The 24154-nt window shown below is 32.9% G+C and carries 25 protein-coding genes and 1 pseudogene; 4 read left to right on the plus strand and 22 right to left on the minus strand.

The genetic code is table 11. The features are described from left to right. Positions 1-7: 7 nt before the first annotated feature. The 9 genes from I5M07_RS01835 to aroB all read right to left on the minus strand — a co-directional run bounded on the left by I5M07_RS01835 (position 8) and on the right by aroB (position 8878). Positions 8-244: a MoaD/ThiS family protein gene (locus tag I5M07_RS01835; protein ID WP_200104486.1), complete on the minus strand. Its 237-nt coding sequence runs from the start codon at positions 242-244 to the stop codon at positions 8-10. 2 nt (positions 245-246) lie between these two features. After that, a complete protein-coding gene (gene cobA / locus I5M07_RS01840) occupies positions 247-1038 on the minus strand; it encodes a uroporphyrinogen-III C-methyltransferase (RefSeq protein ID WP_200104487.1) in 792 nt (263 codons plus the stop codon). Positions 1039-1040: 2 nt separating this feature from the next. Continuing rightward, positions 1041-1613: a molybdenum cofactor guanylyltransferase gene (locus I5M07_RS01845; RefSeq protein ID WP_200104488.1), complete on the minus strand. Its 573-nt coding sequence runs from the start codon at positions 1611-1613 to the stop codon at positions 1041-1043. 5 nt (positions 1614-1618) lie between these two features. Next, on the minus strand, positions 1619-2791 hold the full coding sequence (locus tag I5M07_RS01850) for a molybdopterin molybdotransferase MoeA (RefSeq protein WP_200104489.1): 1173 nt from the start codon (positions 2789-2791) through the stop codon (positions 1619-1621). 290 nt (positions 2792-3081) lie between these two features. Then, on the minus strand, positions 3082-4332 hold the full coding sequence (locus I5M07_RS01855; RefSeq protein ID WP_200104490.1) for an OmpA family protein: 1251 nt from the start codon (positions 4330-4332) through the stop codon (positions 3082-3084). Between the two features lie 316 nt (positions 4333-4648). Further along, positions 4649-5050, minus strand: coding sequence for a DNA primase (locus I5M07_RS01860; RefSeq protein ID WP_200104491.1), 402 nt, complete (start codon positions 5048-5050; stop codon positions 4649-4651). Between the two features lie 9 nt (positions 5051-5059). Continuing rightward, positions 5060-6028, minus strand: a complete 969-nt coding sequence (locus I5M07_RS01865; protein ID WP_200104492.1) for a deoxyhypusine synthase family protein — start codon at positions 6026-6028, stop codon at positions 5060-5062. Between the two features lie 87 nt (positions 6029-6115). Then, positions 6116-7519, minus strand: coding sequence for a type III PLP-dependent enzyme domain-containing protein (locus tag I5M07_RS01870; RefSeq protein ID WP_200104493.1), 1404 nt, complete (start codon positions 7517-7519; stop codon positions 6116-6118). A gap of 291 nt (positions 7520-7810) precedes the next feature. Further along, positions 7811-8878 (minus strand): 3-dehydroquinate synthase, encoded by a 1068-nt coding sequence (gene aroB, locus I5M07_RS01875; RefSeq protein WP_200104494.1) that lies wholly within the window; start codon positions 8876-8878, stop codon positions 7811-7813. 94 nt (positions 8879-8972) lie between these two features. On the opposite strand from aroB, the gene I5M07_RS01880 reads away from it, so the two are divergent. Then, positions 8973-10148: a proline dehydrogenase family protein gene (locus tag I5M07_RS01880; RefSeq protein WP_200104495.1), complete on the plus strand. Its 1176-nt coding sequence runs from the start codon at positions 8973-8975 to the stop codon at positions 10146-10148. 42 nt (positions 10149-10190) lie between these two features. On the opposite strand, the gene I5M07_RS01885 is transcribed toward I5M07_RS01880, so the two are convergent. From I5M07_RS01885 to I5M07_RS01910, 6 genes are all read right to left on the minus strand, one after another. Then, complete coding sequence (locus tag I5M07_RS01885) at positions 10191-11654, minus strand: AAA family ATPase (RefSeq protein ID WP_200104496.1); 1464 nt, start codon at positions 11652-11654, stop codon at positions 10191-10193. Positions 11655-11807: 153 nt separating this feature from the next. Beyond that, complete coding sequence (locus tag I5M07_RS01890; protein WP_200104497.1) at positions 11808-12926, minus strand: vWA domain-containing protein; 1119 nt, start codon at positions 12924-12926, stop codon at positions 11808-11810. A gap of 134 nt (positions 12927-13060) precedes the next feature. Continuing rightward, positions 13061-13432, minus strand: a complete 372-nt coding sequence (locus I5M07_RS01895) for a YchJ family protein (protein WP_200104498.1) — start codon at positions 13430-13432, stop codon at positions 13061-13063. Positions 13433-13435: 3 nt separating this feature from the next. Next, a complete protein-coding gene (locus I5M07_RS01900) occupies positions 13436-13657 on the minus strand; it encodes a hypothetical protein (protein ID WP_200104499.1) in 222 nt (73 codons plus the stop codon). A 5-nt stretch (positions 13658-13662) separates the two neighbouring features. Next, complete coding sequence (locus tag I5M07_RS01905; RefSeq protein WP_200104500.1) at positions 13663-13815, minus strand: hypothetical protein; 153 nt, start codon at positions 13813-13815, stop codon at positions 13663-13665. Next, the gene (locus tag I5M07_RS01910; protein WP_200104501.1) at positions 13808-14359 is read right to left on the minus strand and encodes a hypothetical protein; all 552 of its coding nucleotides are present in this window, start codon (positions 14357-14359) and stop codon (positions 13808-13810) included. The genes I5M07_RS01905 and I5M07_RS01910 overlap by 8 nt, the downstream gene beginning before the upstream one ends. 226 nt (positions 14360-14585) lie before the next feature. On the opposite strand from I5M07_RS01910, the gene I5M07_RS01915 reads away from it, so the two are divergent. The 3 genes and pseudogenes from I5M07_RS01915 to I5M07_RS01925 form a co-directional block, all read left to right on the plus strand. Then, a complete protein-coding gene (locus I5M07_RS01915; protein WP_200104502.1) occupies positions 14586-15026 on the plus strand; it encodes a KTSC domain-containing protein in 441 nt (146 codons plus the stop codon). Positions 15027-15270: 244 nt separating this feature from the next. Beyond that, a complete protein-coding gene (locus I5M07_RS01920) occupies positions 15271-16035 on the plus strand; it encodes a DUF4369 domain-containing protein (protein ID WP_200104503.1) in 765 nt (254 codons plus the stop codon). A 3-nt stretch (positions 16036-16038) separates the two neighbouring features. Further along, positions 16039-16440 (plus strand): annotated as a pseudogene (locus I5M07_RS01925) (peroxiredoxin family protein); the annotation flags it as partial. Positions 16441-16545: 105 nt separating this feature from the next. Here the strand turns inward: I5M07_RS01925 and argH are convergent. The 7 genes from argH to I5M07_RS01960 form a co-directional block, all read right to left on the minus strand. Continuing rightward, positions 16546-17826, minus strand: coding sequence for an argininosuccinate lyase (gene argH, locus I5M07_RS01930; RefSeq protein ID WP_200104505.1), 1281 nt, complete (start codon positions 17824-17826; stop codon positions 16546-16548). A gap of 50 nt (positions 17827-17876) precedes the next feature. Continuing rightward, the gene (locus tag I5M07_RS01935) at positions 17877-18947 is read right to left on the minus strand and encodes a M20 family metallo-hydrolase (RefSeq protein WP_200104506.1); all 1071 of its coding nucleotides are present in this window, start codon (positions 18945-18947) and stop codon (positions 17877-17879) included. A gap of 43 nt (positions 18948-18990) precedes the next feature. Next, a complete protein-coding gene (gene argB / locus I5M07_RS01940; RefSeq protein WP_200104507.1) occupies positions 18991-19767 on the minus strand; it encodes an acetylglutamate kinase in 777 nt (258 codons plus the stop codon). Between the two features lie 82 nt (positions 19768-19849). After that, positions 19850-20797 (minus strand): N-acetylornithine carbamoyltransferase, encoded by a 948-nt coding sequence (locus tag I5M07_RS01945; protein ID WP_200104508.1) that lies wholly within the window; start codon positions 20795-20797, stop codon positions 19850-19852. A 72-nt stretch (positions 20798-20869) separates the two neighbouring features. Beyond that, positions 20870-21631 (minus strand): glutamate 5-kinase, encoded by a 762-nt coding sequence (gene proB, locus I5M07_RS01950; RefSeq protein WP_200104509.1) that lies wholly within the window; start codon positions 21629-21631, stop codon positions 20870-20872. A 69-nt stretch (positions 21632-21700) separates the two neighbouring features. Continuing rightward, positions 21701-22897 (minus strand): glutamate-5-semialdehyde dehydrogenase, encoded by a 1197-nt coding sequence (locus I5M07_RS01955; protein WP_200104510.1) that lies wholly within the window; start codon positions 22895-22897, stop codon positions 21701-21703. A gap of 42 nt (positions 22898-22939) precedes the next feature. After that, complete coding sequence (locus I5M07_RS01960; protein WP_200104511.1) at positions 22940-24079, minus strand: aspartate aminotransferase family protein; 1140 nt, start codon at positions 24077-24079, stop codon at positions 22940-22942. Positions 24080-24154 lie beyond the last annotated feature (75 nt).

Consider the following 24154-nt stretch of genomic DNA (forward strand, 5'->3'; position numbering starts at 1 on the left):
TATTTGATTAACCTCCAGCAAAAGGTGGTAAAAGCGCTATAGTATCATTAGATTGCAAAAAATATTGTTCTAAATCTGCCACAATTTTTTGGTTTACAGCAACACTATATGTAATAGATTCTAATTGATGTTTTTGATGTAAGTCTGCCACTATTTGGGACAAAGAAATAGATTCAAAATCGAATGTTTCTTTATCACATTTTGTTTTTTCAGCAACGGCACCAAAATACTTAACTTCAATCATTATTATAAATTTAAATTTTGAATGATAAATTCATCTTTTATAAAACTTTCTTCAAAATAAGCATTGAAATTAGAAGAATGTTTAACTACTTCTCCAATTACAATAATTGCCGGCGAAGCTATATTTTTTTCGGCTACTAATTTACTAATCGTATTTACAGTACCAATTACTTTTTGTTCTGAATTTTTAGTACCGTTTTGAATAATGGCTACCGGTAAATCATCAGTTCTATTTTCTTGATAAATTGCAATTATTTCTTCTAGTTTGTGCATTCCCATCAAAATAACCACTGTAGCTGCCGATTTAGAGGCTAAATATACGTCTTTTGAAAGTTTATGTGCCGATGTTGTTCCGGTAATTACCCAAAAACTTTCTGAGATTCCGCGTTGTGTTAAACTTATTCCATTTGAGGCTGGCACACCTAAAGCCGAAGAAATTCCGGGAACCACAGCAGTTTCCAAACCAAAAGATTGAGCATATTCGATTTCTTCACTACCTCTTCCAAATACAAATGGGTCACCTCCTTTTAAACGTACCACATGTCCGTATTTTTGCGCCATAACCACAATTAATTCATTAATTTGATCTTGGGTATAGGCATGACAACCCAAACGTTTTCCAACAAAAATTATTTCGGCTTGGGGTGCGTATTGTAATAATTCTTCGTTGACTAAAGCATCATATAAAACAACATCCGCATTTTCTAATGCTTTTATAGCCTTAATCGTTATCAAATCTACATCACCTGGCCCTGCTCCTACAACGGTTAAAACGGGTTTTTTACTTGTTTTCATAATTAGCTTAATTTATTAGTTAATTGTTCCAATTCATCTATCGAATTAATGTTTGTGACTAAATATTCTTGATTTTCATCAAAACGAATTATTTGATGGGGTACAGAAACCACAAAATTCATCACTTTTAACTGATTGGCATTAATTGCTTCTTGCGCTTTAGAAACTACATTTTTAGAATAAATTCCTATTAACGGATGCATTTTCGATTCAGAAGCCAATGTTGTTATTGCAGCCGCTTCATCATGTTTTTGGATTAAATCCATTAATAATTCGGTTGAAATCAACGGAATATCGCAGCTTAAAATCAAATTACTTTCGGTTTCTGTAAACCTTAGAGCGGTGTAAATCCCCCCTAGTGGCCCTTTATCTATTGCTACATCATTAATTTTTTTATAAGGTAAATAATCATATTCCGTGCCATTAGTCACCAAAACAATATTTTTAGAAATAGGCAAAACAGCCGCTATAATATGCTCAATAAAAGGTTTATCTCTAAATAATACCAACCCTTTTTCTGCTTGCATTCGAGTGCTTTTTCCACCACATAATATAAATACGGTAATTGGTTTCATTTGTATTAATTTAAGGGTAATAATCTAACGAACTGATTTTTTCTTATTTGAGTAGTATCGTAAGGGACAACGACTAAACAATTTGCAATTGCAAACGTATTTAACATGGCTGAACTTTGACTTTCTAAAACAGTCACATGCGTTCCATCATATAATCCTTTAAGAAATAATGTTTTCCCGTTAGGATTTTGAATTGTAGCATTTGACTTTCGAAGGATTTCAGTTTGATGAATTTCTTCAAATCCCATTCTTTTTTTTAAGGCGGGTAAAACATACACGTAAAAACTAGTTAAAGAAGAAGCTGGATTTCCCGGCAATGCAAAAACTAATTTCTCTCCCTTTTTTCCGAAGAATAAAGGTTTTCCAGGTTTTTGATTGATTTTATAAAACAATTCTTCGACATCATTTTTCACTAATGCCTCTTTAACAAAATCATAGTCACCAACCGAAATTCCGCCAGAAATTAAAATAACGTCAAAATTAGATAAAAGCTTTTTTATTGCTTTTTTAGTTGACTTCAATTTATCTTTTACTCTGAAAACTTTAGTTTTTCTTATTCCAATACTGATCAATGCGGCTTGCAACATAACGGAATTACTTTCAAAAATCTTACCTTTTTTTAGTTTTTTTCCCGGTTCAATTAACTCGCTCCCTGTAACCAAAATAGCTACTTTTGGTTGCTGATAAACTAAAACATCTATTATTCCCAAACAAGCCAAATACCCAATAGCTGCTGGACTTAAGACGGTATCTTTTTCTAAAACAAGTGCTCCTTTTTCTACTTGCTCGCCTTTGGCACGAATATTTGCACCTTTTTGAGGCATTTTTTCAATTGTTATTAAATCCTCTTCCCTTTTTACATGTTCCTGCATTACCACTGTATCAGCATGATTCGGTACATAAGCACCCGTGAAAATACGTATCGCTTCGTTTTCTTGCAAATGTGGATCACTGTGACTACCCGCTTGAATACCACCTATTACTTTATAATATTCATCTTCACCTTGCACAAAAGCATAACCATCCATTGCCGATTGCCTAAACGGAGGCATATTAATAGGCGAAAAAACGGTTTCAGCTAACACAAAACCCAAGGCTTTATTCACCTTAAGTTTGACAGCTCTCATTTTAAAGCTATTTTCCTGAATGATATGTAATGCTTGGTCAACTTGTATCATGACGATTATGTATTTTCAAAACTAAGTAAAAATACTTAATGCAAATATACGTATTTAAACTTACTATACACTGATTAATTAAAATTTTTATTTTATATAAAATTAAAGAAAATTCTAACGTAAAATAGCTAACCTTCATAACATATAAATGTATCGATTAAAGTAAGTTTGGTAGGTTATTAAAAATGTTATTTTACCAAAAAATAAAAAAAGCAATTAATTAAAACTAGTATATAAAAAAACTGCCCCTAAAAGGAGCAGTTTTATACAAAATATAAGAATATATATATTTAGTTTTTCACTTTAAAGGTAACCCTTCTTACTATTTGACGAGCTTCAGCAGAATTTTTATTCACTGATGTATCTTCTCCATTACCTGAAACTGTTAATCTAGAAGCATCAATTCCTGCTTGCGTAACTACACTTTTAACAGCTTCTGCTCTTTTTTGAGATAATTGTTGGTTGTAATCCGAATTACCAATTTCATCAGCATAACCAATAATCTCAGCAGTAGAAGAAGGATTATTTTTCATGTATTTCACTAAGAAATCAACACCAGATAAAGAAGCATTAGTTGGTTTAGAAGAATTAAAGTCGAAATAAACATTTACGTAACCATCATTAATTAACTCCTCAACAGTACCATTAGCTGCACTGTTATTTTGACCGTAAGTACTTTGTAAATAGCTTTCTAACTCATCTGGAACCCCATTTTGGTTATTATCAATAGATTGCCCTTTAGTATTAACAGCAACACCTGCAATACTGTTTGGTTCTAAATCATATAAATCAGCAACACCATCTTTGTCGCTATCAACTAGACCCGTTTCTACTAAACTAAGTCTACGATCAAAATCTGAATATTTATCCGCTTCAACCACCCAATCAGCGTGTTTTTCGTTTTTACCAAGATAGAAAGTCAAACCAACAGATGCGTTCAATATAACACCATCTACTCCACTAGTTCTAGCCCTTGACATTCCATCAAAATTTTGATTTTGTTTAAGATTCATAATACCCGATAAATCACCTGTTAAGGCTACACGGTTTCCTAACCTTATCTGACCGGTAAGACCCATAATAGCATTAGCAGTATAATCTTCACCATCGAATCCGTCATCTGCGGTTAATTGACCCACACCAAAACCTCCATGAGCTAATAAACTCAAAGTGTTTGTCCAAGTTTCAAAATTTAAAGTTCTCCCTAAATTCACAACACCTTGTAAATCTAATCTCATGTAACGGCTATCAAATTCTAATGAAGTATCCGCCTCCGAAAATTGATCATATCCGTAATCTAATTTCAAACCGAACTTTGGATTGAACATATATCGTACACCTACGTCTCCATGCCATGGACTAATTGATTCTGTATAATATCCAGGTGTAAAAGTTCTAAAAGGTTTGTTTAATCCACCATTTAATTCGATAGACCAATGGTTATAATCATTATTATTTGCCATCTCTGACTCTGTGGCTGTTTGTGCTTGAGCTGCAAAAGACAGTAGTAATACTGATAAAGAAGTGATTGTTTTTTTCATGTTTAATAAAATTTAGTTTGTATTTTGTAAGTAAATATCGATAAATATTTTAAATTATTAAACAAATTTAACAATACATTTCATAAAACCTTTCTATTTGTAGTTATATAATTCCCATGTTTACTGAATTTAATGGCTTAACATATGTGTAATAATCATTGATATTGCTCAAAAGTTGATTTCTATTTAATCATCTATGCATTATTTTAGGATAAAGACAATGTTAAAGCATATTTGATTAATTTTACCAAATATTAAAATTTTCCAAAAAAAAAGAGAGCCATTGCCCTCTTTTATCTTTTTTAACCTATAGTTATTATTCATCATCATCTTCATCGTCCTCATCTAGGATTTCTTTGTCCTCTTCATCTTCATCATCCCCATCAACATCTGGTTTATCCGAATCCGTTTCTTCATCTTCATCATCATCATTGATATCATCCACCAAGTCTAAACCTTTTATTGGTTCAATAGTATCTACATCTGCATCAATATCATCATCCTCATCATAATTTTCAATTCTATCGGCCAGTTTGGTGCTAATTTTTACCAAATAAATGGTATCCTCAGTACGCACTTCCACTGCTTCAACAAGTTCGTTTTTAGCATTTTTAAAACGGATTACATCCGAATCATCGTAACCATCAGGAAATTTTTCGACTAAAAGATTTAAAATTTCATTGGTCAGTTTTGCGTAATCAACTATTACTCTTTTCATAAAGTTATTCTATAAATCTAATAAATATGCAAAAATTAATGGCGCAACAATCGTTGCGTCGGACTCTATAATAAATTTAGGTGTGTTTATATCCAATTTACCCCAGGTTATTTTTTCATTAGGCACTGCTCCTGAATAAGAACCGTAACTTGTTGTAGAGTCTGAAATTTGACAGAAATAGCTCCAAAAAGGAATATCATGCATTTCCATGTCTTGATAAAGCATTGGCACTACACAAATAGGAAAATCTCCTGCAATACCACCTCCTATTTGAAAGAAACCAATTCCGTTTTCACTGTTTTTTGTATACCAATCGGCTAGAAATGTCATGTATTCAATTCCAGATTTCATGGTTGATGCTTTTAATTCTCCTTTAATTACATAAGAAGCAAAAATATTTCCCATTGTACTATCTTCCCAGCCGGGAACAATGATAGGTAAGTTTTTCTCTGCAGCAGCATACATCCAGCTGTCTTTCAAGTCAATTTCGTAGTATTCTTCCAAAACCCCCGAAAGCAACATTTTATACATAAATTCATGTGGAAAATAACGCTCACCTTTGTCATCAGCATCTTTCCAAATTTTATAGATGTGTTTTTGCAAACGACGAAAAGCCTCATGCTCTGGAATGCAAGTATCGGTAACTCGGTTTAAACCTCTTTCTAATAAATCCCATTCTTCTTGAGGAGTTAAATCACGGTAATGCGGTACACGCTCGTAATGCGAATGCGCTACCAAATTCATGATATCTTCTTCAAGATTGGCGCCAGTACATGAAATAATTTGAACTTTATCTTGTCTGATGATTTCTGCAAAAATTTTTCCTATCTCTGCAGTACTCATGGCTCCAGCCATACTTACAAGCATTTTAGCACCATTGGCTAATTGTTGTTCGTAAGCTTTGGCAGCATCCACTAAAGCAGCCGAGTTAAAATGCAAATAGTGTTTTTCGATAAACTGACTTATTGGTCCTTTCATTATTCTATTTTTTTATATTTTATTTTAAATAATGTTACTGCAAATTACTAAATTTTCAATTCAGAACATTTTTAAATTGTGATTTTTTTATTGTTTTTTATGGTATCCTAATATTTTTAAAACATCATCAGAAGTTTGCTGTTCCGAAAAAACTTCGGTTGCTACAATACCATTTTCGTCACGATCAATTAAAATATGCTTCGGTTGAGGAATCAAACAATGGTGTAAGCCTCCATAACCCCCAATGGTTTCTTGGTATGCACCAGTGTTAAAAAAACCAATATACAAGGGTTTTTCTTTGTTATATTTAGGCAAATAAATAGCGTTCATGTTTTGTTCCGAATTGTAATAATCATCGCTATCACAAGTTAAACCACCCAATAAAACCCTTTCGTAAGTATCATTCCATCGGTTAACAGCCAGCATGATAAATCGTTTGTTAATGGCCCAAGTATCGGGTAATGTTGTAATAAAAGAGGAATCAATCATATTCCACTTTTCACGATCGTTTTGTTGCTTTTGATATAATATCTGATAAATAGCTCCTCCACTCTCCCCTACAGTAAACGAACCAAATTCCGTAAAAATATCGGGAACATCCACTTCGGCTTCGTCACAAGCAATTTTAATCTGATTGATTATTTCATCAATCATATATTGGTAATCATATTCAAATGCTAATGAATTTTTGATTGGAAAACCGCCACCAATATTCAAACCATCTAACGTAGGACATTCCTTTTTTAAAGCAATATAAACTTTAATACATTTTACCAATTCGTTCCAGTAATATGCAGTATCATTTATACCGGTATTAATGAAAAAATGCAGCATTTTAAGCTCTAAATTTTCATTTTCTTGAATTTGTTTTTTATAAAAAGACACAATGTTTTTATATCCAATTCCCAATCGAGAGGTATAAAACTCAAATTTAGGTTCTTCTTCGGCTGCAATTCGAATTCCAATTTTAAATTTCCCTTTAATTTCTTTTTGAAGTAAATCTAACTCTTCGTAATTATCAATAATTGGCATCGTGTTTTTGTGCCCGTTATTGATTAATCTCGCAATATTGGTAATGTATTGATCGCGTTTAAATCCGTTACAGATTACGAAAGTATTTTTGTTGATTTTACCATTTTCAAGTAAATTTTCAACGATATTAATATCAAATGCAGAAGAAGTTTCTACGTGAATTTTGTTTTTAAAAGCCTCATTCATGATATATTCAAAATGCGAACTTTTGGTACAATAACAATAGTAGTATTTACCATCGTAATTGTTTTTTTCCATCGCATTTCGAAACCAACTTTTGGCTTTTTTAATATTATTTGAAATTTGTGGCAAATAGGTAAACTTTAAAGGAGTACCGTATTCTTCTACCAATTTCATTAAATCAATATTATGAAATTGTAGATTGTCTTTATTAAGCTTAAATTCTTCTTGAGGAAAGTAGTACGTTTGATTGATAAGATCCGAATATTTTGTATTCATTTGATTTTAAAAATTTAAAAGTTAATTTTTGATCCTTTAACATTTTTAAAAATTCAAACCCTAATATTAGCGTATACAATTTCTAGATTATCGTGTTCTGTATTTTTCAATTGAAATAAAACGGCGCAAAAGCTTCCCAATAATTCATAAAAACGATTCAATATTCGCAATAAAGAAATATTGTTTTTGTTCTTCTTAGAACTAAATTGTTTTGATTTATGGGTTCGTTTCATTGGCGCAAATGTAAAAAATAATATAAACGTAATGCAAAGCTTTTTTATTAAAAAAAGACTAAGATTTGTAATCCTTGAAAGCGTCTAAAATTAAATTATTTTCAACCGATTGATTAATAATTATTTTGCCAATTCCGTCAATGAGCGCAAACTGAATTAATCCGTATTCATTCTTTTTATCGTGAATCAATAATTCTAAAATCGGATCAATATCACTCGTCTCAAAATCAACATCTTCGTAAATAGTTTGGATTGTTTTTTTGATTTGTATGTATTCGGCTTCCGAAATTAAATTTTTTCGCAAACAGATATAACTTTCCAAAATCATTCCAATTGCGATGGCTTCACCGTGCAATAAAGTCTTTTTTGCCTCGTGATCTAAAAAGTAACCTTCAATGGCATGCCCTAAAGTATGTCCGAAATTAAGTGCTTTTCGGATGTTTTTTTCTGTCGGATCTTGTTTTACAATTTCATTCTTAATTTCTACCGAACGGTAAATTAAAGTATCCAAAGTATCAAAATCCAATGAAGTTAAATCTAAAAATTGTTCCCAATATTGCCTGTCATAAATCAAACCGTGTTTTAACATTTCGGCCAAGCCAGAACGCATTTCGTTTTGAGGAAGCGTTTCTAAATAATGGGTATCAATCAAAACCATTAAAGGCACATTGATAACGCCAATTTGGTTTTTTAAATTACCTAAATCTACTCCGGTTTTTCCGCCAACAGAAGCATCAACCATTGATAATAAAGTAGTTGGAATATGAATAAAATCCAGTCCTCTTTTAAAGGTTGAAGCTACAAATCCACCCAAATCGGTTACTACTCCTCCACCTAAATTAATTACTAACGATTTTCTATCGGCACCTAATTCGGTCAAAACTTTCCATATTTCAATGCAGGTATCGATATTTTTATTGATTTCGCCCGACTCAAATTCTATAATTTCAACGGTCAAATCGGTTTCTAATAAAGGTAAAAAATGGGGTGCGCAATGCTCGTTGGTTTGAGTATCAACAATTATAAAAATTTTGGAGTATTTGGTCTCTTTTAAATGTTTGTTTAAAGCTTCGTAAGCCTTTTCGTTAAAATGAATAGGATAGTTGTTGGCTTGTATAAATTCCATTTTATTTTTTGGTTATTTGAAAATACAAAATAAGGCATTTTTAACTAAATAATTTTCAAACTCTATCTATATTTGCACAAAAATATCACAAAAAATGGAAAATATTTTCAATAACACACAAGTTGCCTTTTCGCTAAAAAGCGATACGGAACTTGATCGTGCCTACTTTCTTTTCAAAATGATTGCTAACCAACCTCTAGTTCGCATCGGAACAGCAGTTACTAATTTTGCTATAAAAGCCAATTTACCTGTTGAAAAATTAATACGTGCTACTGTTTTTGACCATTTTTGCGGTGGTGTTAACGAGAACGATTGTTTAAGTGTTGTTGATAAAATGTTTACCAAAGGTGTTTCTTCAGTTCTGGATTATTCGGTTGAAGGAAAAGAAGAAGAAGACCAATTTGAAGCTGCTTTGGTGATGACATTAAAAACCATTGAGTTTGCTAAAGAACGCATGGCTATTCCGTTTGCAGTATTTAAGCCCACTGGTTTAGGTCGATTTGAATTATTTGAAAAAATCGGAGCTTCAAAAAAATTATCTTCTTCGGAAGAAGAAGAATGGAACCGAGTAAAAGAACGTTTCGATAAAGTCTGTAAAGAAGCGCATTCTAAAGATGTAGCCTTATTGGTTGATGCTGAGGAAAGCTGGATGCAAGATGCTGCCGATGATTTAGTAACAGATATGATGCGTAAATACAATACCCAAAAAGCAATTGTATTTAATACTTTGCAATTGTATCGTTGGGATCGATTGGATTATTTAAAAAACTTACATGAAATTGCCAAAAAAGAAGGCTTCTATATTGGGATGAAAGTAGTTCGTGGCGCTTATATGGAAAAAGAAAATGCACGAGCCGAAGAACTTGATTACGTTTCCCCTATTTGTGTTTCAAAAGAAGCAACTGATATCAATTATGATGCAACCGTGGCTTATATGTTAGATCATATTGACAAAATGTGCATTTTTGCAGGAACTCACAACGAGAACAGTTCGTATAAATTAATGGAAATGATGCAAACGCGCGGACTTAAACCGAATGACGAGCGCATTTGGTTTGGACAATTATATGGGATGAGTGATAACATAAGCTACAATTTAGCGGCAAACGGATACAATGTGGCCAAATACCTTCCTTTTGGTCCTGTTAAAGATGTTATGCCGTATTTGATTCGTCGTGCTGAAGAAAATACTTCTGTTGCCGGACAAACCAATCGCGAGTTAACCTTAATTAAAAAGGAAAGAAAAAGAAGAAAAGAAAATTCAAAATAATTTTTAAAACTAAAAATGCGTCAAATAACTGACGCATTTTTTTTATAATTTACTGATATAACTTCCGTACATATCTTTAAATTCATAACCTTTTGCAAATCTGTCTTTGCTAAGTTTTTTAAATTCAACCAATCCCCAAAGTACAAATTCTTTCATAAAATAAATATCTTTTTCCTCTAGATTGGGTTGGTATTTTTTAAGTAATTGATTTAAAGGCGATACAGCGTCGAGCGCTTTTTTGTATTCTTCTTCCGAAGCATTGTCTAAAAGTTCAAAACCACTTTCGGTAAAAAACCATTCAACAATTTCGGTATAAGGTGTTACCGCATCTGGCCGTTCTAATTTTTCAATCTTTGGAAAATATTCCGAAAACAAAGTTCGTATTGCACTATTAATTAAAAGTTGCGCCACTTCTGCAGCTCCTTCTTGTTCGCCTTCATAAACCAATTCAACTTTTCCTGTAATGGCAGGAATGATCCCAACAAAATCACTCAAACGAATAGTAGTTTGATTTACCCCCGAAAGCAATGCTCTCCGTTCGGCAGTGCTTAGCAAGTTTTCAAAAGCAGTAATACTCATTCGCGCACTTACACCACTTTTATGATCAATATATTCGCTTTCACGTGCTTCAAAACTAATTTGTTCTAAAATATCTCTGGCTAAACTAGGAACATAAACCAAGTTATTTTGAAAACTATCCAACGTAACTTCTTGCGCTGTTATGGTTTTAGCAATGTTAATATTTTCGGGATAATGCGTAAGTATTTGCGAACCAATTCGGTCTTTTAAAGGCGTTACGATACTGCCTCTATTGGTATAATCTTCAGGATTTGCTGTAAATACAAATTGGATATCCAAAGCCAATCGCAATTTAAAACCTCGAATTTGAATATCGCCTTCTTGCAAAATATTAAACAAGGCAACCTGAATTCGAGCTTGTAAATCGGGTAATTCGTTGATAACAAAAATACAGCGATTGGCGCGCGGAATCATTCCGAAATGAATCACTTTTTCATCAGCATAAGAAAGTTTTAAATTGGCCGCTTTTATCGGATCCAAATCACCAATTAAATCGGCAACAGTTACATCGGGTGTGGCTAATTTTTCGAAAAAACGTTCCGAGCGATGCAACCAAATAATTGGCGTTTCATCTCCTTCATCTGCAATTAGATTTTTAGCAAACCTAGAAATGGGATTAAACGGATCGTCGTTTATTTCGGAACCTTCTACATAGGGAATATATTCATCCAATAATTCAATCATTTTGCGAGCCAATCGGGTCTTTGCTTGTCCGCGAAGTCCTAGTAAATTAATATTATGTTTGGATAAAATAGCGCGCTCCAGTTCCGGTATTACACTATTTTCAAAACCGTGAACCCCTTCAAAAACCGGTTTTCCCGTTTTGATCTTTTCAATTAAATTAGAACGTAATTCTTCTTTAATCGATTTACTTTGGTAGCCCGATTTTTTTAATTCGCCTAATGTATTTATTTTTTTTATATCCATTTTATTTGATTAAAAATTGAAAAATTAAATGATTTAAAAATTCAATATGTTTATTTGTAATTGATGATCAACGGCTTTCGAATTCATAAATTAGTAAAGCGCTTTGTCTCTTTGCGGCTTTACTTCTAAAAAAGATGACCTATCAGCAACTTCTTACTTTACCCGCTTTTTTCTATTTGTTTCGTAATCTTCAAAAATCATTTCTCCTAAACCTTTTAAGCCCGTGTAAAAGGCTTTACCTTGATTGGCTTCGGTAAAATGATTCACAAATCGCTGCAAATAAGGATCCTGCGCAATCATAAAGGTAGTTATAGGAATATGTAATTTTCGAGCTTGTTGGGCTTGTGTGTAACACTTATCTACAATATATTCGTCTAAACCATTACTGTTCATATAATAACTGCCGTCGCGTTCTCTCACGCAACTTGGTTTACCATCTGTAATCATGAATATTTGTTTATTGGTATTTCGTTTACGACGCAAAATATCCATTGCCAATTGTAAACCAGCCACGGTGTTGGTATGGTAAGGTCCGACTTTTAAATAGGGTAAATCTTTAATCGAAATAGTCCAAGCATCATTACCAAAAACCAAAATATCTAAGGTGTCTTTTGGGTAACGAGTCGTAATTAACTCGGCCAAAGCCATAGCCACTTTTTTAGCCGGAGTAATTCGGTCTTCGCCGTATAAAATCATACTGTGACTAATATCAATCATCAAAACAGTGCTCATTTGAGCTTTGTATTGCGCTTCTTCGACAATCAAATCATTTTCGGTTAATTTAAAACCGTTTAAACCATTATTGATTTGTGCATTTTTTAAACTTTCGGTTAAGGAAATCTGTTCCAAAGCATCGCCAAAACGAAATTCTCGGTATTCACCAGTATGTTCGTCTCCGTTTCCTGAAAATTTTGTTTTATGGTTTCCCGCCCCCGAACGCTTTAAATTCCCAAAAATTTGATCTAAAGCTTGCTGGCGAATTGCTCTTTCTGTCTTGGCTGTAATTCCAATATTTGAAGAGCCGTCATCTTGAAGTTCTTCTTTTATATAGCCTTTTTTCTTAAGGTCTTCTATAAAATCATCAATGGTGTATGTATCATCGGTTAGCTGGTACTCGTCATCTAACTCGCGAAGCCAGCTAATTGCTTCATCAAAATCGCCCGAAGTATGGGTAAGGAGTTCTTTAAAAATACCAAAAAGTTTATCGAACGGTGACTGAAAAGGAGCCTCGTAAGTCTTAAAGTAAAATCCTTTTTTAAGTTCATTTTTCATAATTCTAAAATTAGCGTATTTTAGAATTAGTAAAAAACAACAATTATTAATTTTTAGTTAAAGTATTTTTGTAAAACGCATCAATTTTTAAAATAATCACATCAAAAAATCCTTTTAACTGAATACTAACTAACTTATTCTCCTTTCAGAAAAAACCATTTTTCTCTTTCTTTTACAAAAGTAGAAAACTCATGATGAATGTGTTCTACCTGATTTTCAGCTTTATAAAAAGCCTTAAACTCAACTGTATTTTCCGTAAAATTAATGATTTCCAACTTCAGCCATTTGTTTGACGTTGCCCAATCTAAAATAGCTTCTTTTGAATAAAATCGCCGTTCCGAAATGTGAGTGGTTTCTAATAAATATGCTGCCTGATGTGTTGCAAAAGCCGAATATCGTGATCGCATCAATGCCAAAACAGTAGGCGCCTTTTTATTTTTATGGTATTGGCCACAACAATTTTCATACAAGAGTCCAGTATCGCAATAACAAATAAGGTTTTTCATTATTTATTCGGCCGCATTAATTTTTTGATGTAACTGATTTAATAATACTTGGTATTTGCTAATCTCCCTCAACTCCGCGTCTTCTTCGGCAAAATCAAGCATTTCATCCAAATCATCACTTACGTCTACTAATTTATTATTGGCCGCTTTTAATTCTTTTGCCGCAATTAAATCAATAATTTCTTGAACTTTGGATTTCAAATCAGCAAATTTGTCGTTTTCCATATTAATTATTTTTGGGATGAATCTTTATTGTCGTTATATTTTTTTACAATTAACTTAAGCTTTTCTTTCCGTTCCATTTCGGCATTTTTCGCTTTGTTTTGTGCTTTATACAGCTTATTATTGTGACTTTCTCTATTCTTTTGGTTATTCCTACTCATTTTGTATGTTCCTTTTTATGTCCTCCAAACTTGTTTCGGAAAAAATAAGTTCGTGAATAATTTTTTTTCGTAAAAATTCCAAATAATCAAATTCAAAGTACTTTGCCCACGAAGTCAATTCGAGTAAATTCCGAATTTGTTTAATTCGTTTTCGAGTTTCTAAAGTAGTTCGTAAAACCGCTTTTTTATCATAATTAGGATTATTTTTGTGCTGATAAAGGACTGTTTTTTTATCAAAATCTACTTCAATATAATATAATTTCTCCGAATTATTATCGGGATAAAAATCATTCCAATTGGCAAAACCAACTTTGCATTTGGTAGGCGTTTCCGGTTCCAAAGCAGTTAGTCGCCATTTGCTATTGGCCAATCGTCCCCAATGATTTGATTTTCTATACATTCCTTCCGAAGTATAATAATAACTACTCCCCGATTTGCTTTCAAACTGAACTTCTAAATTGACAATTACATCAGCTGGAACTTCTTGAAAAACACAAAATGTATTTTTAAAAGAATTCGGATTGGGCTTAAACTTTTTTTGCATGGACAAATATAATCAGAAAGCAATGGATTTTGAAAAGGCTTTTATAGAAATGGTTTTGATATTCTAATTCAAAAAAAAGAAAACAAGCAAAGAGGTTAAATTTCAATTAATATTTTGAAGCCATTCAGAAAAGTTAAAAAAAAGTGTACATTTGCAAAAAAATTGTCGAATAGACCTTTAAAAGGTTCATTTTAATCCATAAACGGCAAAAAGTTACTTTTTATTTATGAAAAAAATTGTTGAATACCGCAAGTTACTAAACGTAGACAAAACGGCTGAATTAAAAGATTTAAAAAAGATTTACCGTGATGCAATGAAAGAATGTCATCCGGATAAATTTCAAGGAGATGAAGCGGGTTTAAAAGCCGCCGAAGATAAAAGTAAAGCCATCATCGAAGCCTATCATTTTTTGGTAAGTATCAACCCAGAAACGATTAAAGCAAATTTACCTGAATACACCGAAACTATTTCGACTACATCTATTACAGATTATAAATTTGTTGATGGCCGTTTAATTATTGATTTTTCAAACGGAAGTGTTTACGAATACATTAGTGTTCCTAAAGCTACTTACGTTAAAATGGTAAATGCCGATTCACCAGGACGTTTTGCTAAAAGACATATTTTGAACAATTTTACTTGGAGAAAAAAGACAAACCAAGATTAATTTGTTTAAAAATCAGTAAAAAAACACTCATAATTTATGGGTGTTTTTTTGTTTACAACCCTATTTGTTTTATATTTATTTTGTTGTTTTAGCACTAAAGCAACCAAAAATACCCAATAAACATTTAAAAATCAAACACTTAAAACCTTTAAAAACTATAACAAAATTTTAGGTCTTATATCTATATCTGTTTCGTATTTTTAGATACTTTTGTTCGACAAAATCAATTAACTTAATTAAAATAATGAAAAAAACAATCTTATTTCTTGCTCTTACCGTAGCTTTTGTTTCTTGTAGTAAAGTTGGTAAAGACGAATACATCATTTCGGGAACGGCTACTGGAGTTGAAAACGGAAAAACAATCATATTACAAACACAAGATCCTACAACTAGAGCGATCTTAAATTTAGATACTGTTAAGGTTGAAAATGGAAAATTTGAAATTAAAGGTAAAGTTACCGAACCTTCTTTTCACGTTTTAAACATTGAAAGTTTACAAGGAAATGTTCCATTCATCTTAGAAAGTGGCGAAATTAATATTGAAATTAATAAAGACAGTATTAATAAATCTAAAGCTTCGGGTACTTACAATAATGATGAGTATAACAGCTTTAAAGACGAAATGGATAAAACGCAAAAGAAAGCAATGGATTTTCAAAAGAAAAACATGGCAGTTATGCAAAAAGCACAACAAACTCAGGATACCGCAACCATCAATGGTTTGATGAAAGAATACATGAAAATTCAGCAAGAAACTGCAGAAACGTCAAAATCAAAATATAACGAATATGCAGAATCACATCCAAAATCGTTTATTAGTGTTTTAATTATACAAAGTATGCTAAGCGATCCTACAGCTGATGTTGCAAAAATTGAAAAATTATTTAACGGTTTAGACGAATCGGTTAAAAACACAAAACCCGGAACTGCTGTAAAAACAACAATCGGTCAAATGAAATTGCCTTCTGTAGGAGCAAATGCTGCACCTGCTGTAGGTAGCCCTAACTGAAGAGCAGATTTTTCTGCTCCGAATCCGGAGGGAAAAATGGTTTCTTTAAAAGAAAGTTTAGGAAAAGTAACTATCGTTGATTTTTGGGCTTCTTGGTGTGGTCCTTGCCGACAAGAAAATCCGAATGTAGTAGCTATTTATAAAGATTTACATAGCAAAGGTTTAAATATTATTGGGGTTTCTTTGGATAAAGATGCCTCTAAATGGAAAGAAGCCATTGCAAAAGATAACTTAACCTGGACACATGTTTCTAATTTAAAATTTTGGGAAGAGCCTATAGCAGCACAGTATGGTGTTGAAGCAATTCCAGCCACATTTATTTTAGACGCTTCAGGAAAAGTAGTTGCCAAAGATTTACGAGGTGCAGCCTTAAGAGCAAAAATCGAAGAACTTTTAGCGAAATAAAAAGAAACCCGTCTCAGAATTTTGAGACGGGTTTTTTATTTTATAGAATTTAAGTAAATAACTTTTTTCTCCCAGTACTTCTTTCTTAAATATTAAAAAAAACAACTAAAAAGCATTTTTCATTTTCATTTTTATTTCCTCCAAACACAAATTATTAATACTTCCTTCATGAGTGTGTTTTGTTGCTTTTGGTGATTGATAATTGCCACTTTCTAATTCTTCGGCTACTGCTTTATAAGCATCTCTAAAAGGCATTCCCGCAACCACCATTTCATTTAATGTGTCTACAGTAAACAAATAATCGTATTTTTTGTCGTTTAAGATTCCTTCTTTTACTGTGATATCCGGAATTGAAAAAATAGCAATGTCTAGACAAGCTTTTAAGTTTTGAATGGCAGGAAACAAACCTTCTTTCAGCAACTGTAAATCTCTATGATAACCACTTGGCAAGTTATTGGTAATTAAAGTAATTTCATAAGGCAAAGCTTGTATTTTATTACATTTTCCTCGAATTAGCTCAAAAACATCTGGATTTTTTTTATGCGGCATAATACTCGAACCTGTAGTTAAATGACCGGGTAAACCAATAAAATCAAAATTTTGGCTCATATACAAACAAACATCCATAGCGAATTTTGAAAGCGTCGCGGCCACACTGCTCATAGCAAAGGCAACCGTTTTTTCTGATTTTCCACGGCTCATTTGTGCAGCTACCGCATTGTATTTTAAGGTTTCAAATCCTAACTCTTTTGTTGTAAAGGTACGGTTGATTGGAAACGAACTCCCGTAACCGGCAGCAGAACCTAACGGATTTTGATCGACTACTTTCAAAGCCGCATTAAGTAAGGTAATATCGTCAATTAAGGTCTCCGCATAAGCAGAAAACCACATTCCAAATGAAGATGGCATGGCAATTTGCAAATGGGTATAGCCAGGTAAAAGAATATTTTGGTATTTTTCGGCCGAATCCATCATCAAATCAAAAAGCGTTTTTACTTGCTCTTTTAATTCGTTTACCACATCTTTTAGGTACAAATTAACATCAACTAAAACTTGGTCGTTTCGAGAGCGTGCGGTATGGATTTTTTTGCCGGCATCTCCTAATTTTTCAGTCAAAAGATATTCAATTTTTGAATGAACATCTTCAAAAGAATCTTCTATAGTAAAGTTACCTTTTGCTACCTCTGTTATAATTTCTTCTAAAGCTTCAACTAATGAATGGGTTTCTTCGGTAGTCAATAATCCAATTTGTCCCAACATTTTAGCATGAGCAATAGAGCCTAAAGCATCATATTTTGCTAAAATAAGATCCAATTCTCTATCATTTCCAACCGTAAATTGTTCGATTTGTTTTGCAGTTGGTATTCCTTTTTCCCAAAGTTTCATAGTATTCTATTTTTAAACGAAGCGACAAGTTAGGACTTGTCTGTAAAGAATTATTTTTTTAAAAAATCATTTAGAATTTTAATATACAATTGAATTCCTTCTTCAATTTCGTGTACGTATATAAATTCGTTTGCCGAATGCGAACGCAAACTCTCGCCTGGTCCTAATTTTAACGATTGGCAACTCAAAACAGATTGATCTGACAAAGTTGGCGAACCATAAGTTGTTCTTCCTAATGCAATTCCTGCTTGAACTAAACCGTGCGAAATTGGAATGGATGAGGAATTTAAATGCAGTGAACGAGGTGTTATTTCGGCTGAAACTTGTGATTGAATTAATTCTAAAACTTCTTTATTAGAATAACAATCATTTACCCGTACATCTACCACCAAATCACATTCCGAAGGGACAACATTGTGTTGCTTTCCAGCATTTATTTGTGTTACCGTCATTTTTACTGGTCCTAAAACATCCGATATTTTTTCAAATGTATAGTTTTTAAACCAATCTACCACTTGCATGGTTTTGTAAATTGCGTTGTCGTCATTTTGATGTGCGGCATGACTAGCCGTTCCTTTTATTTTTACATCTAAAACGAGTAATCCTTTTTCGGCAACGGCTAATTGCATTAAAGTAGGTTCGCCTACAATAGCGCAATCTAAAGTTGGTAAATGTTTTAAAACACTATTCAAACCATTTTTACCGCTGCTCTCCTCTTCTGCCGAAGCCACTAAAACTACATTATGTGACGGATTTTCGATTTCATAAAAATAAACAAAAGTCGCTAGTAACGATACCAAGCAACCACCTGCATCATTACTTCCTAAGCCAAATAATTTTCCATCTTCTACAAAAGCTTTAAACGGATCGTTGGTATAAGCCTGATTGGGTCTTACCGTATCGTGATGAGAGTTGAGTAACAAAGTAGGTTTGCTTGTATCAAAATTTTTATTAAAAGCCCAAACATTATTGTTTTCTCTTTGAAATGGGATATTGTTCTGATTGAACCAATTTTCAATTAAAAGAGCTGTTTGGTCTTCTTCGCTTGAAAATGAAGGTGTTTCAATTAAATTCTTTAATAATTCAATGGCTTCTTGTGTTAAGAGTTCTATGGATTTCATATAACTTTTATAGTGTTTTGTGTTTCTTTATTTTTAGAAACGATTAAAGGGTAATTAATGTATGAACGATTGTTTCGTTTTGCAACATTTTATGATGCCCTATTTTAATTTTTTGAACTCCCTGGGAAAGGCTGTTAAAACAGTTATCTAACTTAGGAATCATGCCCGAATGAATTACGTTTTCGGATTTTAATTTGTGATATAATTCAGAATTAATATCCGGAATAACCGAATCGTCATTTTCGGAATCGGACAAAACGCCGGGTTTTTCGAAACAATAATTCAAAGTAACTTCATATACTTCTGATAATGCAATGGCTAACTCGCTTGCAATAGTATCGGCATTTGTATTTAATAATTGTCCGTTTTTATCATGTGTAATAGCGCAAAAAACAGGAACAATTTCGTTTGAAATTAAGGTTTGAAGTAAAGGCGTATTTACTTTTTTCACATCTCCTACAAAACCATAATCAATAGTTGGATGATTTCGTTTATCCGATTGGATTAAATTTCCATCAGCACCCGAAAAACCAATCGCATTTGTATTTTTAGCCTGTAATTTAGCTACAATATCTTTGTTGATTTGTCCGGCATAAATCATCACCACTACATCTAACATAGCAGCATCTGTGATTCTACGTCCTTCAACCATTTGAGGAACCAAACCAATGCTTTGCGCCATTTTAGTAGCCGATTTTCCCCCACCATGAACCAAAATTTTATTACCTTCAATTTTAGAAAAATCAGTTAAAAATTGTGCTAGTTCAGTTGGGTTATCAATGATGTTTCCTCCTATTTTTATTACGGTGAGTTTTTGCATATTTTTTTAAGTTGCTAAGTCACTAAGTTGCTAAGTCACTAAGCTATTTAAACTTAGTTTCTTAGTAACTTAGAAACTTTTTCTATATTTTTTTCAATATTTTTTGAAGGACTAATTGTGCCGAGTAGGTACGATTATGTGCTTGCTGAATGACAATTGAATTTTCACTATCGATTACTTCATCGGCTACAATAACATTACGACGAACAGGCAAACAGTGCATAAATTTTCCGTTATTGGTCAAAGCCATTTTTTCGGCTGTAACGGTCCAATTTGGATCCATGTTGGTTACAGCTCCATATTCGTTATAATTGCTCCAATTTTTTACGTAAACAAAATCTGCATTTTCGAATGCTTTATTTTGATCGTATTCGATTTTAGAATTTTTAGTTATTTCCGGATTTAATTCATATCCTTCGGGATGTGTAATGACAAAATCCATATTTTCTTGTTTTTGCATCATTTCTACGAAAGAATTGGCAACCGCCTGCGGTAAAGCTCTCGGATGTGGAGCCCATGATAAAACGACTTTCGGACGATGAGGCGTTTTAAATTCCTCCATCGTAATCGCATCTGCCAATGATTGTAGCGGATGCCCCACTGCACTTTCCATATTCACAATAGGCACGGTAGCAAATTTAAGAAATCCAGATAATACCATTTCCGCATTATCTTTTTCTTTATCAATAAGACCCGCAAAAGAACGAATGGCGATAATATCACAATATTGCGAAACTACTTCGGCTGCTTCGCGAATATGTTCGGAAGCACCTTGATTCATAATCGTTCCATCTTCAAACTCTAACGTCCAGCCTTCATTTGTAAAATTCATTACCATCACGTTCATTCCCAAATTCAAAGCCGCTTTTTGCGTACTCAAACGGGTTCTTAAACTCGGATTAAAAAACAACATTCCTAAGGTTTTATCTTTACCTAGCTTTTTATTTTTAAGCGGATTTTTTTTTATTTTAAGCGCGCTTTTTACCCATTTGTCTAATGAGTCGATGTTTTGAATAGAAATATAGTTCATCGTTGTACTATTTTTTAATTGAAAAATTAAAAGATTTAATGATTAAAAAATCATCCGAATTTAATGTTTTACTTATACAATCTTTGTAAACGGAATTTTATTGTTTAAAGCATTTAAAATAAAATTATCATTCAAACCGTTGACAATCCATGTTTCGATATTAGCCGATTTAGCAATAGCAGCCGCTTCAATTTTAGATTGCATTCCGCCCGTTCCGTGTGAAGATTTTGAATCGCCGATTTCATTCTCTAATAATGAAAGATCCGAAACTTGTAAAATGGTCTCCGGATTTTCGTTTTTAAAAGAAGCTTTTGTATAAATTCCGTTAGTATTAGTTGCAATAATTAAAATATCAACATTCAACAAAACGGCCGTTAAAGCAGCTAATTTATCGTTATCTCCAAACCGAATTTCATCGGTAGCAACAGTATCATTTTCGTTAATAATCGGGATATAATTATTATCGACCAAGACGTTAATAGTATTCACGATATTTACTTTAGATTGTTCTTTTTCGAAATCGGAATACGAAAGTAAACATTGTGAAGTTAACAATCCCAAATCACTGAAATTTTCATGAAAAATCCGCATTAAATGGGGTTGCCCGATTGAAGCTAAAGCTTGTTTTACTACAATTTCTTTCCCATTTGATTCTAATTTCACGAATTGTTTGGCTGCTGCAATGGCTCCAGAACTTACAATTACAAATTCGTATTGATCGTTTAAAGCCGCAATTTGCATACCTAAATCCTCAATTTTACCACGCGAAATATGATTCGTTTCTTTGGTTAGGGTGTTGCTTCCTATTTTTAATAAAATCCTTTTTTTTGACATGTTTTTTTAATTTAAAAATTGAAAGATTTAATAATTAGTGTAATTCCATCTTTCAATTCTTCAATCTATTTATCTTATTTGTCCTTCACCGTATACAAACCATTTGTTGGTTACCAAATGTTGCAATCCAATTGGACCTCTTTGGTGTAATTTATCGGTACTAATGGCTAATTCGCCGCCCAAACCAAACTGCCCACCATCGGTGAAACGAGTGGAAGCATTATGGTAAACCGCAGCCGAATCCACATTATTCATGAATTCTTGCGCTTTATCTTTATTTTCTGTAATAATACTGGCCGAATGTCCACCACAGTATGTATTGATTTTTTCGATAGCTTCTTGTGTAGTATTTACGGTTCCTATAACAATTTTATAATCTAGAAATTCCTCATACCAAATGTCATCACTTTCAATAGCCGAAATTCCAGTTGTTTTGGCAACAACTTCATCTCCTAAAACTTCCACATTTTTATCTTGTAAAACCGACACAATTTCTTTTGCAAACAATTCCCAGTTTGGCAAATTTATATCAATTAAAACTTTATCTAGCGCATTACAAACAGATATGTTTGAGGTTTTTCCGTTAATGATAATATTTTTTGCTTTCTCTAAATTAGCCTCATTATCGACTAATAAAAAATTATTGCCCCGACCACTTACAATAACCGGACAATTTGCGTGTTTTTTGGTGAATTCGATTAATTTTTCTCCGCCACGAGGAACAATTAAATCGATTCGTTGTGAAGGTTTTTCTAAGAAAGCTTGTGTTTGTACGCGGTCATAATTCAAATATTCTACCCAATCCGTAGCAACATCATTACTTTGAAGAGCTTGATGCCAAAGGCTAACAATTTTTTGATTGGACAATAAGGATTCTTTTCCGCCTTTCAATAAAATTTTATTTCCGGACTTAAAAGCAATTCCTCCTGCCTCTACCGTTACATCGGGACGCGATTCGTAAATAATTAAAATAGTTCCAAAAGCAGCGGTTTTATTGCTAATTCGCAGACAATTTTCATGAGTGAACTCATAGCGGATTTGTCCAACAGGATCTTCTTGGCTAGCTAATTGTTTGGCCGACAAAATCATGGCATCAACCTTTGCGTCATCTACCAAAAGCCTTTTTTCCATAGCTAAATCTTCACCATTATAATTGGCTAAATCTTGTTTATTAATGGCTTTTAAAGCTTCTCTTTCTTGTTCTAAAAGAAGAGCCATGGTAGTTAACACAGCATTTCTTTTTTCTATTGGAAGTAATGTATTCATGGTTTTTGGTTAGTTAATTTGAAACGCTATTGGTTTAAAATATTAAGCGTTTAATTCGGCTAATGATTTTTGCAAAGCTTTTACAAATTTATCAATCGCCTCTGTGTTAACGGTTAATGGAGGAAGAATTCTCAATAAATTTTTATTGTTTGCTCCACCAGTAAAAATATGTTTTTCAATAATCATTTTTTTTCTCAAAGCACTCACATCAAAATCAAATTCGACCCCCAACATCAGTCCTTTTCCTTTTACTTGTTTGATTTCAGGAATAGCTTTAATTGCTTCAAAAAAGTATTCAGACACTTTGTTGGTGTTTTCGATTAAATTCAAGTTTTTCATCACATCCAAAACGGCAATTCCTGCTGCACAAGCCAAATGACTTCCACCAAAAGTAGTTCCTAGCAACCCATAACTTGCTTGGAATTTAGGCGAAATTAAAACGCCACCGATAGGAAAACCGTTCCCCATCCCTTTGGCCGTCGTAACCAAATCGGGTGTAATATTGTGGTGTTGAAATGCAAAGAATTTTCCACTTCTGCCATAACCCGATTGTACTTCGTCTAGAATTAAAATCACATTATTGGCATTGCAAACCTCTTGTAAAGCCTGAAAAAACTCCGTTGTACCTTGGTCTAAACCGCCAACACCTTGGATTGGTTCAATGATTACTGCACAAACATCACCTTTCTCTAGTTCCGATTTTACCAAATCAATTTGATTTAAAGGCAAAAAAGTCACAGATTGTTGCGCATTTAAAGGAGCCACAATTTTTTTGTTATCGGTTACTGCAACTGCCGCCGAGGTTCTTCCGTGAAAAGAATTATCAAATGCAATTACTCTTGATTTATTGGTGTGAAAAGAAGCTAATTTTAGAGCATTTTCATTTGCTTCGGCACCAGAACTGCATAAAAATAAACTATAATCAGTAAGTCCTGACATTTGCCCTAACTTTTCGGCCAATTCAACTTGCAATGGATTTTGAATGGCATTTGAATAAAAGCTCAAATTATCCAACTGTGCTTTCATTTTTGTATTGTAATCAGGTTGTGCGTGACCAATAGAAATCACACCATGGCCAGAATATAAATCTAAATATTCAACCCCATTTTCGTCGTAAATTGTACAATCTAAAGCTTTAACAGGAGTTATGGGATATAATGGGTAAACGTCAAATAAGTTCATTTTTCTTTTATTATTTAAAGATTTAATAATGTAAAAATTGAAAGATTTATGTTTTGATGATTGATTTAATTTTTA

The sequence above is a fragment of the Flavobacterium agrisoli genome (assembly GCF_016522065.1).
Classification (GTDB): Bacteria; Bacteroidota; Bacteroidia; order Flavobacteriales; family Flavobacteriaceae; genus Flavobacterium; species Flavobacterium agrisoli.

Excerpts from the sequence above, each read along its gene's own strand:
- I5M07_RS01835 (WP_200104486.1), bottom strand. The coding sequence starts at position 244 with ATGATTGAAGTTAAGTATTTTGGTGCCGTTGCTGAAAAAACAAAATGT.
- cobA (WP_200104487.1), bottom strand. The coding sequence starts at position 1,038 with ATGAAAACAAGTAAAAAACCCGTTTTAACCGTTGTAGGAGCAGGGCCA.
- I5M07_RS01845 (WP_200104488.1), bottom strand. The coding sequence starts at position 1,613 with ATGAAACCAATTACCGTATTTATATTATGTGGTGGAAAAAGCACTCGA.
- I5M07_RS01850 (WP_200104489.1), bottom strand. The coding sequence starts at position 2,791 with ATGATACAAGTTGACCAAGCATTACATATCATTCAGGAAAATAGCTTT.
- I5M07_RS01855 (WP_200104490.1), bottom strand. The coding sequence starts at position 4,332 with ATGAAAAAAACAATCACTTCTTTATCAGTATTACTACTGTCTTTTGCA.
- I5M07_RS01860 (WP_200104491.1), bottom strand. The coding sequence starts at position 5,050 with ATGAAAAGAGTAATAGTTGATTACGCAAAACTGACCAATGAAATTTTA.
- I5M07_RS01865 (WP_200104492.1), bottom strand. The coding sequence starts at position 6,028 with ATGAAAGGACCAATAAGTCAGTTTATCGAAAAACACTATTTGCATTTT.
- I5M07_RS01870 (WP_200104493.1), bottom strand. The coding sequence starts at position 7,519 with ATGAATACAAAATATTCGGATCTTATCAATCAAACGTACTACTTTCCT.
- aroB (WP_200104494.1), bottom strand. The coding sequence starts at position 8,878 with ATGGAATTTATACAAGCCAACAACTATCCTATTCATTTTAACGAAAAG.
- I5M07_RS01880 (WP_200104495.1), top strand. The coding sequence starts at position 8,973 with ATGGAAAATATTTTCAATAACACACAAGTTGCCTTTTCGCTAAAAAGC.
- I5M07_RS01885 (WP_200104496.1), bottom strand. The coding sequence starts at position 11,654 with ATGGATATAAAAAAAATAAATACATTAGGCGAATTAAAAAAATCGGGC.
- I5M07_RS01890 (WP_200104497.1), bottom strand. The coding sequence starts at position 12,926 with ATGAAAAATGAACTTAAAAAAGGATTTTACTTTAAGACTTACGAGGCT.
- I5M07_RS01895 (WP_200104498.1), bottom strand. The coding sequence starts at position 13,432 with ATGAAAAACCTTATTTGTTATTGCGATACTGGACTCTTGTATGAAAAT.
- I5M07_RS01900 (WP_200104499.1), bottom strand. The coding sequence starts at position 13,657 with ATGGAAAACGACAAATTTGCTGATTTGAAATCCAAAGTTCAAGAAATT.
- I5M07_RS01905 (WP_200104500.1), bottom strand. The coding sequence starts at position 13,815 with ATGAGTAGGAATAACCAAAAGAATAGAGAAAGTCACAATAATAAGCTG.
- I5M07_RS01910 (WP_200104501.1), bottom strand. The coding sequence starts at position 14,359 with ATGCAAAAAAAGTTTAAGCCCAATCCGAATTCTTTTAAAAATACATTT.
- I5M07_RS01915 (WP_200104502.1), top strand. The coding sequence starts at position 14,586 with ATGAAAAAAATTGTTGAATACCGCAAGTTACTAAACGTAGACAAAACG.
- I5M07_RS01920 (WP_200104503.1), top strand. The coding sequence starts at position 15,271 with ATGAAAAAAACAATCTTATTTCTTGCTCTTACCGTAGCTTTTGTTTCT.
- argH (WP_200104505.1), bottom strand. The coding sequence starts at position 17,826 with ATGAAACTTTGGGAAAAAGGAATACCAACTGCAAAACAAATCGAACAA.
- I5M07_RS01935 (WP_200104506.1), bottom strand. The coding sequence starts at position 18,947 with ATGAAATCCATAGAACTCTTAACACAAGAAGCCATTGAATTATTAAAG.
- argB (WP_200104507.1), bottom strand. The coding sequence starts at position 19,767 with ATGCAAAAACTCACCGTAATAAAAATAGGAGGAAACATCATTGATAAC.
- I5M07_RS01945 (WP_200104508.1), bottom strand. The coding sequence starts at position 20,797 with ATGAACTATATTTCTATTCAAAACATCGACTCATTAGACAAATGGGTA.
- proB (WP_200104509.1), bottom strand. The coding sequence starts at position 21,631 with ATGTCAAAAAAAAGGATTTTATTAAAAATAGGAAGCAACACCCTAACC.
- I5M07_RS01955 (WP_200104510.1), bottom strand. The coding sequence starts at position 22,897 with ATGAATACATTACTTCCAATAGAAAAAAGAAATGCTGTGTTAACTACC.
- I5M07_RS01960 (WP_200104511.1), bottom strand. The coding sequence starts at position 24,079 with ATGAACTTATTTGACGTTTACCCATTATATCCCATAACTCCTGTTAAA.